This window comes from Sphaerisporangium corydalis (genome assembly GCF_025506355.1).
In the GTDB taxonomy this organism is placed as follows: Bacteria; Actinomycetota; Actinomycetes; order Streptosporangiales; family Streptosporangiaceae; genus Sphaerisporangium; species Sphaerisporangium corydalis.
The window spans coordinates 12922-24655 of sequence record NZ_JANZYP010000027.1; the positions used below are offsets into that span (position 1 = coordinate 12922).

The 11734-nt window shown below is 75.1% G+C and carries 8 protein-coding genes; 3 read left to right on the plus strand and 5 right to left on the minus strand.

The genetic code is table 11. The features are described from left to right. Positions 1 to 62 precede the first annotated feature (62 nt). Positions 63 to 2441, plus strand: a complete 2379-nt coding sequence (gene fxsT / locus NYZ98_RS19555) for an FxSxx-COOH system tetratricopeptide repeat protein (RefSeq protein ID WP_262844262.1) — start codon at positions 63 to 65, stop codon at positions 2439 to 2441. Positions 2442 to 2455: 14 nt separating this feature from the next. Here the strand turns inward: fxsT and NYZ98_RS19560 are convergent, their stop codons facing one another. The 3 genes from NYZ98_RS19560 to NYZ98_RS19570 all read right to left on the minus strand — a co-directional run bounded on the left by NYZ98_RS19560 (position 2456) and on the right by NYZ98_RS19570 (position 8912). After that, positions 2456 to 5380 (minus strand): ATP-binding protein, encoded by a 2925-nt coding sequence (locus NYZ98_RS19560; protein ID WP_262844263.1) that lies wholly within the window; start codon positions 5378 to 5380, stop codon positions 2456 to 2458. Positions 5381 to 5557: 177 nt separating this feature from the next. Continuing rightward, entirely contained in the window at positions 5558 to 5929 is a 372-nt protein-coding gene (locus NYZ98_RS19565) for a hypothetical protein (protein ID WP_262844264.1), read from the minus strand. Beyond that, positions 5913 to 8912 (minus strand): type 2 lanthipeptide synthetase LanM family protein, encoded by a 3000-nt coding sequence (locus NYZ98_RS19570; protein ID WP_262844265.1) that lies wholly within the window; start codon positions 8910 to 8912, stop codon positions 5913 to 5915. Before NYZ98_RS19570 ends, NYZ98_RS19565 begins: the two co-directional genes overlap by 17 nt. A gap of 274 nt (positions 8913 to 9186) precedes the next feature. Here NYZ98_RS19570 and NYZ98_RS19575 point away from each other — a divergent pair, with 274 nt between their 5' ends. Continuing rightward, on the plus strand, positions 9187 to 9801 hold the full coding sequence (locus NYZ98_RS19575) for a helix-turn-helix transcriptional regulator (RefSeq protein WP_262844266.1): 615 nt from the start codon (positions 9187 to 9189) through the stop codon (positions 9799 to 9801). Continuing rightward, positions 9798 to 10505, plus strand: a complete 708-nt coding sequence (locus NYZ98_RS19580) for a helix-turn-helix transcriptional regulator (RefSeq protein WP_262844267.1) — start codon at positions 9798 to 9800, stop codon at positions 10503 to 10505. Before NYZ98_RS19575 ends, NYZ98_RS19580 begins: the two co-directional genes overlap by 4 nt. Here the strand turns inward: NYZ98_RS19580 and sbnB are convergent. Both sbnB and NYZ98_RS19590 read right to left on the minus strand, forming a co-directional pair. After that, entirely contained in the window at positions 10502 to 11515 is a 1014-nt protein-coding gene (gene sbnB, locus NYZ98_RS19585) for a 2,3-diaminopropionate biosynthesis protein SbnB (RefSeq protein WP_262844268.1), read from the minus strand. The two genes, NYZ98_RS19580 and sbnB, sit on opposite strands and share 4 nt — an antisense overlap. Then, positions 11509 to 11733 (minus strand): MbtH family protein, encoded by a 225-nt coding sequence (locus NYZ98_RS19590; RefSeq protein WP_262844269.1) that lies wholly within the window; start codon positions 11731 to 11733, stop codon positions 11509 to 11511. Before NYZ98_RS19590 ends, sbnB begins: the two co-directional genes overlap by 7 nt. Between the last annotated feature and the right edge of the window lies 1 nt (position 11734).

The following is an 11734-nucleotide window of genomic DNA, read 5'->3' on the forward strand; positions in this document are numbered from 1 at the left end:
GCCGCGGCGTCCAGATCCAGCGGGGCATGTCAGGCCGGGCGCGACCAGGGCAGTGACGAGCGGTGAGCACCCCACCGGAGGACCCGGGCGCGGGGGACCGGCGGCCCGGCGGGTCCGTCCACATGGACGGCGCGGCCTTCGGGCAGAGCCGGGTGTACCAGGCGGGCCGTGACCAGATCGTCAACCAGTCGGTGCTGCCCGACCAGGCCTCGCGGCCGGTCGACCAGGTCACCGCGCGGCCGGGGTCGCGGAACGTGCCCTGGCACTCGCAGGTGTTCGTCGGCAGGGACGGTGAGCTGGCCGGCCTGGAACGGGCGCTGGAAGGCCCGCGGCCGGTGGTGGTGGCGGCCGTGCACGGGCTGGGCGGGATCGGCAAGTCCACTCTGGCCGCCCGCTACGCCGCCACCCGTGCCCGGATGTTCAACCCGGTGTGGTGGATCGCGGCCGACTCGGCGTCCTCCATCGAGGCGGGGCTGGCCGCCCTGGCGGCCGAGCTGCAGCCGGAGCTGGCGGCGGCGGTGCCGCTGGAGGCCCTGGCACAGCGGGCGCTGGCCTGGCTGGGCTGCCACGAGGGGTGGCTGCTGGTGCTCGACAACGTCACCGACCCCGCCGACGCGGCACCGGTGCTGGATCGGACCCTGGCCGGGCGGGTGCTGGTCACCAGCCGGCTCGGTGAAGGGTGGCACCGCGCGGGCGCCTCGGTGCTGCGCCTGGAGGTCCTGCCAGAAGGGCAGGCGATCGACCTGCTCACCGCGGTCGCCACCCACCACCGGCCCGAGGCCGACCTGGACGGGGCGGCCGAGCTGGTCGGGGAGCTGGGGTGCCTGCCGCTGGCGATCGAGCAGGCGGGCGCCTACCTGCACCAGAACCGGTTGTCCCCGCGCGCTTATCTCAGGCTGCTGGCCGAGCATCCGGCCGTCATGTACGACCAGGCCGCGCGCGGGTCGGCCGCCGAGCGGACCATCGCCCGGATCTGGCGGCTCACCCTCGACCGGCTCGCCGGCGACCCGCTGGCGGGGCACCTGCTGCGGGTCCTGGCCTGGTACGCCCCCGAGAAGATCCCTCGCTCGCTGCTGGACCCGATCGCCGAGCCCCCGCGGTTGCTCCAGGCGCTGGGCGGCCTGGCCGCCTACAACATGATCACGCTGGACGGCCGCACGGTCACCGTGCACCGCCTGGTCCAGGCCGTCGCCCGTACCCCTGACCCCGGCGACCCCCATCGCGGGGAGGCCGATGTCCGCACCGCCCTCCACCAGGCCACCCGGCTGCTCAGTGACGGCCTCGCGGCAACCTCCTTCGAGGATCCGGCCGGCTGGCCCACCTGGAGGACGCTGCTGGCGCACATCACCGCCCTGGCCGACCATGCGCCCGCCGCGACCGACACCCCCGCGACCGCCGGCCTGCTCGATCGGACCGGGCTGTTCCTGTACGACCAGGGCGCCCCCGCCCGCGCGATCGGCTTCCACGACCGTGCCCACGACGCGAACCGGCAGACCCTCGGCGGCGACCACCCCGCCACCCTGACCTCGCGCAACAACCTGGCCGGCGCCTATCAGGCGGCGGGCGACCTGGGCCGGGCCATCCCCCTGTACGAGCGCACTCTGACCGGCAGCGAGCGGGTGCTGGGCGGCGACCACCCCTCCACGTTGGCCGCGCGCAACAACCTGGCGAGCGCGTACCGTGCGGCCGGGGACCTCGGCCGGGCCGTCCCGCTGCTGAAGCGCACCCTGGCCGACAGTGAACGGGTGCTGGGCGGCGAGCACCCCATCACCCTGAGCTCGCGCAACAACCTGGCCTACGCCCACCGTGCGGCCGGGAACCTCGCCCTGGCCATCCCGCTGCACGAGCGCACTCTGGCCGACAGTGAACGGGTGCTGGGCGGCGACCACCCCTCCACCCTGACCGCGCGCAACAACCTGGCCAGCGCCTACCGTGCGGCCGGGGACCTCGGCCGCGCCGTCCCGCTGTCGAAGCGCGCCCTGGCCGACAGTGAGCGCGTGCTGGGTGGCGACCATCCCATCACCCTCGGCTCCCGCAACAACCTGGCCGGCGCCTACGAGACGGCGGGCGACCTCGGCCGGGCGATCACTCTGTACGAGCGCACCCTGGCCGATCGGGAACGGGTGCTGGGCGGCGACCATCCCGACACCCTGACCTCACGGAACAACCTGGCCCACGCCTACCAGGCGGCGGGGGACCTGGGCCGGGCCGTCCCGCTGCTGCGGCGGACCCTGGCCGACAGCGAGCGGGTGCTGGGCGGGGACCACCCCGACACCCTGACCGCGCGCAACAACCTCGCCAGCGCCTACCAGGCGGCCGGTGAACTGGGGCGGGCCGTCAGCCTGCTGCGGCGGACCCTGGCCGACAGTGAGCGGGTGCTGGGCGGGGACCACCCGATCACCAAGGTGATGCGGGCCAACCTGGAGGCGATCATCCGATAGGACGGGCCACGGGCTCAGGGGGTGAGGGTGGTTTCGGCCAGTTCGCTGAGGGCGGTGCGGTTGGGGAGGCCGGATTTGGTGAGGAGGGAGGCGACGTGTTTCTCGACGGTGCGGGGCGACAGGTGCAGGCGCATGGCGATCTCCCGGTTTCCCAGGCGCCGGGCGAGCAGTTGCAGGACCTCGTACTCGCGCGCGGTGACGCCGGCGGCGCGCAGCGGGGAGGGGATGTTGTCGACCCCGGGGCGGCGCTGGGTGACGCGGACGCCGGCCCGGCGCATCAGCGCGCGGCAGGCGCCGGCGACGGCGGGCACGCCGCCGGAGTGGAAGTACTCCTCGGAGTGGCGCAGCCATTCGGCCGGGGTGCCCCAGCCGTCGGTGATCGCGGCCTCGGCGACCAGGCGCAGCCCGATGTTGCGGCCGGTGGCGAACAGCTTGCCGTGCTGGACCGCCTCCTCGACGGCGTTGGCGGCGTCGGGGCCGCGTCCCGCCCGGCCGTGCAGCACGGCGCCGGCGAACAGGGCGAACTGCCGGTCCCAGCGCAGGCGGGTGGCCGGCGCCGCGACGACCGTCTGGTATTCGGCCCAGTCCAGCTCCCCGGCCAGTGACCGCAGCAGCAGATCCAGGCCGTAGCGGCCGGTGAGCGGGTAGACCGTCGGGTTCTCGTCCTCGGCGGCCAGCGCGCGGGCCTGCTCGGCCATGGCCAGGGCCCGGTCCTCCTCCAGCAGCGCGCACCACGCGCGGGCCAGGCCGTGCGCGCGCGGGGTGAGCTGGGCGTGCTCGGGCACCTGGCGGCGGAGTTCGGTGAAGGCGGTCTCCATCTCCTGCCGCCGGCCCTGGTGGGCGGCGAGGATGGCCCGTTGCAGCAGCGCGTACCGGGCGGCCTCCAGCAGCCGCAGCCGGGAGGCCGACTCCAGGACCTGGTCGAGGAGCTCCCCGGCGGCGGCGAAGTCGGCGCGCAGGATCGCCTGGAAGGACAGGCAGGTCTCGGCCTGGAAGCGGGCCGTGATGGCGCCGACGCGGGACGCCTCCCGCCGGACGTGTTCGAGCCGGCCGATGGCGCCGTCGCGCAGCGCCTCGTCGTTGCCGAGGCGGATCAGGGTGTGGATCTCCTCGATCGGCAGGTCGTACCGCACGGCGAGACCGCGCGCGTGTTCCAGGCACGCGGTCGCCTCCTGCGGGTCGCGCGGGCGCTTCAGCGCTCCCAGTAACTGCCACGCCTGGCAGGCGACCATGGGCAGCCGCGCCTTCTCGGCGACCTCGGCCGCGCGCCGCGCGAGCTGTTCTGCCAGCCGCACCTGGTCCGGGCCCGGCAGGTCGAGGACGAGGTGCGCGGCGACGACGTCGATCGGCGCGGTGTCCCGGTCGGCGGCGTCCGGGCCGAGGAGCCGGCGGGCGATCTCCACCTGGGCCAGGCCGTCGGCGGACCGGCCCCCCACCGCGGCGGCCCAGGCCAGGCGGGTGTGCAGCTCGGCGCGGGAGCTGCGGCTGAGCAGGCCGGCGAACTCGTCGAGCTGGCCGGCCGCGGTGACGGCCCGCTCCACCTGCCCGGCCTCGGCGAGCGCGAGGAGCAGCGCGGAGAGCGCGTCGGCCCGGGCCTGCACGTCGGTGCCGTGCCCGAGCAGGTCCATGGCCTTCTCCAGCAGGCTGACCGCCGTGTTCGCCGCGCCCTGGGCCAGCGCCCTGCGGCCGGCCTCCGCGAACAGCCGGCCGGCGGCGGCGGGTTCGCCCGCCTGCAGCCGCAGGGTGGCCGAGGTCTGGCACCACTCGTCGGGCAGGTCGGGGAACACGGTCAGCACCGCGTCGGCGGCGCGCCGGGCGAGCACCTCGCGTTCGTCGGGGGTCAGCAGGCTGAGCAGCGCCTCGACGACGAGCGGGTGCTGGAAGGCGTACCAGTCGGGGGTCTCCTCGTCGGGGGCGACGAACTCGGCGGTCAGCTCGGTGTGCAGCTGCCGCAGCAGCTCGCGGTACCCGAGGCCGGTGGCCGCCTGCAGGACCGACACCGGGAAGCGCGGGCCGAGGACGGCGGCCACCGTGAGCAGGTCACGTCCCTGCGGGCCGAGCTTGTCGAGCCGTGCCGCCATGGTGCGGGTGAGCGAGCCGGTCACCTTGGTGTGCGGCCTGCCGGTGACCCGCCAGCGCCCGCCGTCGCGTTCCCGTGCCACGAGCCCGCCGCGCAGCATTTCGCCGAGCATCTCCTCGACCATCAGCGGGATGCCGCCGCTGTCGGCCCATAACTGCTCGGCCAGCTCGTCGGGGACCTGCGGTGGGTCGCAGTCCAGGTAGCCCGCGGTCAGGCGGCGGACCTCGTCGCGGTCGAGCCTGCGCAGTTCGAGCAGCCCGGCGGAGCCGCGCTGGGCGGCCGAGCGGGCCAGTTCGAGGGCGGGGCACGGCTCGGTGGAGGCCGCGCCGAGCAGCACCGCGGGCTGCCCGGCGAGGTTCTCGACGAGGTAGTCGACCACGGCCAGGCTCTCGGCGTCGGAGTTCTGCAGGTCGTCAAGGATCATCAGGCAGCCGCGTTCCCGCCCGGCGAGCGCGGTCAGCCGCAGCACCGCCTCGGCGAGGATGACCAGGGAGCCGCCGTCGTGCGCGGGCGCCGGGGTGCCCCAGTCGGGCACCAGCCTGGCGAGGACCGGGCGGTAGGGGCCCAGTTGCGCGACGTCGATGGGGGTGCCGGACCGTTGCAGGGACATCAGCGCCTCGGTCAGCAACCGGAACGGCGCCATCGGCCCGATCGGGCTGGCCCTGCCGCGGAGCATGCGCATGTCGGCCGCGAGCCCGAGGTCGGCCGCCGCGGTGGACAGGCGTGACTTACCGATCCCGCCCTCGCCGATCACGAACAGCGCGCCGCCCCGCCCGGACCGTGCGCCGGCCAGCGCGTGGTCGATCATGCGGAGCTCTTCGTCCCGGCACACCACGGCCGATACGGGGAACAGGGTCATTTGACGTTAATAGCCAAATTATATGGATTTACGCGGTCTGTCAGGAATCAAAACGGCACCCGGCGGTGACCCGTGCCCAAGGGGGTTCACGGAGAAACCGGGTGCCGCGCCGCGACGCTCATTCCGGCGGACCGAGGGCCGGCCAAAGTGCCAGCCCGTGCCGCTTCGCCGCTGGTGTCACACGATCCTGCTGATGGACGTCTCGCCGCCGCAGCAGGTGGTGTCCGCCGGGCCGGCCAGGCTGTTGATCGCGCTGCCGAGCCCCGTCGTGGTTCCGCCCGTCGTGGCGATGACGCCGGCGAGCACGGCCACCCGAAGGCCGAACTGCACGCCCTGCCGGCTCGTCTTTCCGCTCGCCGAGGAGGCGGGACGCCGGGTCTCGTCGCGGTCGTCGGTGCGGTTGGTAAGCGTCCTTGCCAGTTCGAAGCCCATTTTCTTCGCCCTTCTGTCGTATTCGCCGTTACGCAGGTCGGTGGTGGTCTCCTGGCCGGTGCCGGTCCTCAGGGTGAGGGCGCCGCACCGGCCGGGCCGGTCAAGGTGTGGGTTCAAGAAGCAGGACCGAAGGGACCTTCTTCGGGAACCCGAGTCGAAGCAGCCCGTATCCGATGCCCGCGAGCCCGTGCAGCAATCCGGGTGTGGCGATCCCGCCGGGCGTGGCGCACGTCGGTCCATGCCGGTGCACCGCGTCGAGGACCAGGTCCGCGCGGCGGTGCAGGGTCGGCGCGGCGCCCTGGCCCGGCTCGATGGCCGCGAGGACGAGGAGCGCGTCGGCGATGCCGAGCTCGCCGTGGCACAGGCTCAGATCGCCGAGCATCGGGCGCTCGGCCAGCGAGAGCAGCGCCGCGCCGGTGTCGCCCGCGGTGTCGTTCGCCAGGCAGGCGCGCGCCATGAGCAGGCCCGCGGTCCCGCGGCACCAGCCGTGTCCCTGGGGCCCGCCCGGGACGATCTGCTCGCCCGCCCGCCGCAGCGCGCGCCGGCCCGCGAGGGAGTGGCGCGAGTCGGGCGCGTGCATGGCGAACCGGGTGAGCGCCCAGCCGATCCCGGCGGCCCCGGCGGCGAAGCCCGCCGGGATCTCCTCCTCGTCGGGGACGGAGTGCCCGGTGGTCCGCTCGACCAGGTCGGCGAGCCGGTCGGCGCACGTGACGGCCAGCCTCGCGGCCGTCCCGGAACCGATCTCACGGTGCACCGCGCCCATCGCGGCCAGGCACCCGGCGGTGCCGTCCGCCCATCCGGGCGGCTCGGGCGGCCCGTCCAGGCCGGTCGTGCGGTTCGCCAGCTCCACGCTCGTCTCGGCCCAGTCACGCAGTTCGCCGTCGTCGAGCAGGGTGGCCAGCCGGGCCAGGGCGTAGCTCATGCCGCCGAGCCCGGCGCTGCTGCCGCAGGCGACCGCGCTGAGCAGGTCGGGCCGGTCGGCGAGCGTGGCGAGCAACTGGGGGATCGGGGTCACGGCGCGGCGCGCCGCCTGGCCGTAGCGCGCGATGCCGGTCAGCCGGGTGAGCTGGGCCAGGAACAGTGCCACGCCGAGGTAGCCGTCCGCCAGGCTGGCGCCCATCGGGAGCACCATCCAGCGCTGGTCGTCGACCAGTTGCAGCCCGAGCCAGTTGATCCGGCCCCGGTCGTCCTCGCCCCGCATGACCTTGCTGCGCGCGAGGATCTCGTCGGCCAGCCCGGCGGCGGCGGCGAGCAGCCGGCCGGGCTCGGCGCCGGCGGGGGTGCGCGCCACGGCCGGGCGGGTGCTGTGGTGACCGCCGGCCGGCCGGCGGGCGGCCAGGCTCGCGCGGATCACCCATTCCTGCTCGCCCCGGTCGATCTCGCCCATCGCCGCGATCTTCTCCAGGGCGCACTCCAGGCCCGAGCGCTCCAGCGCGTCCGGCAGGTGCGCGCCCCCGCAGGTCCACAGGTCCCTGGACGCCGGCCGGCCGGTGATCAGCGGGATGTCGCCGGCCCACATCTCGGCGCGCTCGTAGGGGGCCAGCCGCCGCCACAGGGGGTGGCCGGCCGAGGCCTCGTCCAGCACGTCCAGGGCCGCGTCCCGGTCGAGCGCGTCCCGCTGCAGGTCAGGGTGGGTGGACTCGGCCAGCAGGTTCGCGTACCCGCAGCTCGGCCGGACCACGACGCGGGTCTCCACCTCGGAGAAGGACTCCACCAGGCGGGCGAACTCGGCCCGGCGCCGCACGACCGCGTCGTACCCGAGCCGGAAACCCTCCAGCACGTCGGCCTGGTGGTCGGCCGGTTCGAGTACCCGCCCGTCGAAGCGGGGGCGGTTGGCGGCGCCGGCGTAGGGGACCGGCCGCCGGACCAGGCGCGCCGCGGCACTGGCCGGCGGCTCCCAGTCCAGGGCGCCTTCCGGGCAGGTCGCGCCCGGGTCGCCGCCCAGGCCCGACTGGTCGAGCAGGCCGTTCTCGCCGACGGTGACGTACGGCAGCAGCCCGGTGCGCTGCACCGACGTGGCCAGCGCGTGGGCGGCGGGGTCGGCGATCGTGATGGTGTCCGGCAGGGGCAGGTCGGGGTGGAAGACGGTCTCCACGTCGATCAGGACCGGCTGGTCGGCGCACGCGATGACGTTCTCGCAGTGCATGTCGGTCGCGTGCACCGCGTGCAGGGCGGCGAGCAGCACGCCCGCGCGCCGGTAGAACCGCCGCGCGTCCTCGGGCCGGTCAAGTGGCCCGGCCTGGACGAACTCCATCCACCCGTACCCCTGCCGGGTGACCACCCGGGCGGTGCGCAGGTCGCAGCCGGGGAGCCGCCGGTTGAGCCAGGCGACGACCTCGTTGAAGCGCGCGTGCGCGGCGAGGGGGCGCGGCTTGTAGACGATGGTGCGCCCGTCGGCGAAGCGGACCAGGCCGACCGAGCGGCCCCGCTCGTGCGGGTCGCCGAGACCGGGCTCGATCGCCATGACCGGTCCGGGGTCGGCGCCGCCGAGCAGGGACGCCACCAGCTCGGCGCGGTCGGCGCCGAGGCGGGCCAGCAGCTCGGCGCCCGCGTCGGCGGCCGACATGGCGGCCATGCCCAGTTGCCTGGCCAGCACCGGGTACCGCGTGAAGAGCGCGGCGAGCCCGCCGGGCGTGCACTGGCGGCGCAGGAAGTCGGCGAAGCGCTCCCGGTCGTCGGCGCCGGCCAGCAGGCCGCCGGCGCGCGCCGTGCCCAGCTCGGCCATCAGGGTGTACAGGGCGATGCGCGCCAGCCGCCCGGCCAGGACGCCGGTGAACGTCTCGGCGACGGCGCGGGCGCTGTCGGCGTCGGCGGACAGATGTCGCCGTGCGGCCTCGGCCAGCCGGTCGCGCACCAGGGCCAGCAGGGGGCGGAAGGGGACCGCGAACGCCTCGTGCCAGGCGTCGGTGCCGGTCGGCCCGGCGGGCGGCATGGTCATGGTGACGGCCCGCTCCACGAAGTCGCACCAGGCCGGGCGGGCGGCGGTGTCGCCGTGCGCGGCGGTCTCCGGTCGCTCCTCCCGCGCCAGGGCCCGGGTCCACCAGTCGGTGCCCGGCAGCCCGGCGGCGGTGCTCTCGCCTCGTGCGGCTGGTTGCGTCATACCTGGAACGCTGTCACAGCGCCGTCTCCCGGAGATGGGTAGAAGGCACCCATGTTTGTGTCCCGGCTACCCGCTCCGGGGGCGCCGGGTACGTAGGCGGCCGGTGGCCGGGCCGTATATGGGTGCGGCGAGGCGACGCGCGCCGGGCAGGGAGGGTGACGCGGCAGGCAGGGGGGTGCGCGGCGAATCTGGGGGACGGCACCCCATGCGACCGGGGCCGGTCCTGGCGGATGTTAGGGGTGGAAGAAGCCTCATGTCCCACCGAGGAGGTCCGATGGGCGACCCGGTCCGGGTCAACGTCGTCGCGTTAGACCCGATGTTGGAAGCGGGCGCCACGAGCGCGTTGCTCGGCTGTCCCGACGTCGCCGTGGTGCCGCCGCCCGAGGCGGCGGACGTCACCGTGGTTGTCGTCGACCGAATCGAGGACCAGGTGTTCGACCTGGTGCGCGCCCGGCGCGAACTGCCCGGCCGGCCGGGGGTGGTGCTCGTCGCCGGCGACTTCGACCCCTCACAGGCGTTGCACGCGATCGCGGCGGGCGCACGCGGCCTGGTGCGCCGGTGCGAGGCCGACGCGGGCCACCTGGCGCGCGCGGTGCTCGCCGCGGCCTGCGGCGACTGCACCGTCCCACCCGACATGCTCGCCTGCCTGGTGGACGACGAGGCCGGCGCGGGCTCCCCGCGCGGGTCGTGGCCGGGCGCGGGCCTGGACGAGCGGGAACTGGCCGTGCTGACGCTGATCGCCGACGGCCGCGAGACCGAGGAGATCGCGCGGGAACTGTCCTACTCCTCCCGCACCGTCGTCGGCGTGGTGCACGACATCACCCACCGCTTCCGGCTGCGCAACCGCGCGCACGCGGTGGCGTACGCGCTCCGGACGGGGCTGCTGTGACCGCCGGCCCGGAGCGTCCGGACGGGGCCGTCGTGACCGGCCCGGAGCCTGCGGACGTGGTCGTCGTGACCGGCCGGGAGCCTGCGGACGGGGCTGTCGTGACCGGCGGGCCGGAGCGTCCCCGCGTGCACGTCAGCGCGTGCGGCGCGGTGCGGAGCAGGGTGCTGACGCTGCTCGGGCCCTGCGGGTTCCCCCGGGCGGAGAGGCCCGACGGGTCCCCTGACACGGTCGTGATCGGCGCGGCGGCCACGGTGGACGAGGCGCTGGAGGCGTGCTCGGAGGCCGCCGGGCCCGGGCACGCGCTGCTGCTGTTCGCCGACACCTTCTCTCCTCCCGGCGTGCTGCGGGCCGTGCGGGCCGGGGTGCGCACCATGCTGCTGTCCGCCGACGCGACCCCGGCACGGCTGGGCGCGGCGGTGCGCTCGGCGCACCGAGGCGACGGCCGCCTGCCGCACGAGGTTCTGGTCCGGCTGCTCGGCGGCCCTGCCCCGACGCCGCCGCCGCGAACGGCCCCGTCGCTGACGGTCCGGCAGAAGGCGGTGCTCGCCCTGATGGCGGACGGGCTCGGGAACGCGGCCATCGCCCAGGTGCTGTGCTGCTCGGAGCACACCGTCAAGAACGTCATCTACGACCTCACGGCCCGGTTGCAGGTGCGCAACCGGGCGCATGCGGTGGCGTGCGCGGTGCGGAGGGGACTGGTCTAACCGGTGTGCCCGGCCGGCGCGCGTACGGGCAGGAAGTCCGGCAGGTCGACGCCGAGCCCGTCCCGGCGGGCGGCGCGCAGCACCATGTCCGCGACCGCGAGGTCCAGCACGCCGAGCCCGAACGGGGAGAACAGCGTCACCCGCCGGGGATCGCGGCCGTGGTCGCCGCCGTCGAGCAGCAGTTCGCCGATGGTGGCCTGGATGAACCCGCGGTGACCGACGTGCTGCTCGGCCAGGTGCGCGGAGGTCGCGGCGCGCAGGACGTGGTCGCGGTCGTCCACGATGTTCACCGCGTCCAGCACCCCGCCGATCGTCACGTCCCGCAACGAGACGTGCAGGACGAGCGTCCCGGGGCGGCAGGCGCGAAGGTCGGCGTGCGGGACCGTGGCCGTGGTCGCGAGGCTGACCAGCGGGTGCGCGGCGAGCGCGTCGTCGGGGTGGCCGGCGACCGACGCCGTCACCCCCAGCTCGGCCGAGCAGCGCCGCGCGAACGCCTCGGCCCGGCCAGGATCGAGGTCGAACACGGTGACCTGGCGAAGCTCCGGGTGCACCACCGTGAGGAACCGCAGGATCTCGGCGTTGATGACGCCGCACCCGATCAGCGACACCCCGTCGGCGGGCTCGGCGCCCTGCAGGGTCGCCGACGCGAGGGCCGCGCTCGCGGCGGTGCGCCGCGCGGAGATCACCGAGCCCTCCATCACGCACAGCGGGTGGCCGGTGTCCGTCGAGTTCAGGATGATCGCCGCCGACGCGCGGTCCATCCCCGCCGCCAGGTTCCCCGGGAACGACGCGATCCACTTCACTCCGGCGACCGGCTCCCCGCCGCCCAGGTACGCGGGCAGGGCGATGATGCGGTCGCGGGCGCTGTGGGGGAAGCGCAGGAACACCGACTCGGGTACGGCCGTCTCGCCGCGGGCGTGCTCCAGGTACGCGTGCCGGACCGCGTTGAGCACCTCGAAGTCCTTGCCGTCCAGTACGTGCCGGACGTCCGCGTTGCCGAGGATCAGCATCGTTCGTCGCAGATGGTGCGGTCCATGTATCGGCGCATGCTGGCCGGCCGCATGTCATTCCAGATCACCCCGATGTAGTCGAGGCACTCGGGCTGGGATCCCTGGGTGCCCTCGGCCTGCCAGCCGGGCGGGAGTTCCCGCTCGGCCGGCCAGACCGAGTACTGCTCCTCGTCGTTGCGCACGACGCGGTAGGCGCCCTCATCCACGTAGTCGTCCATC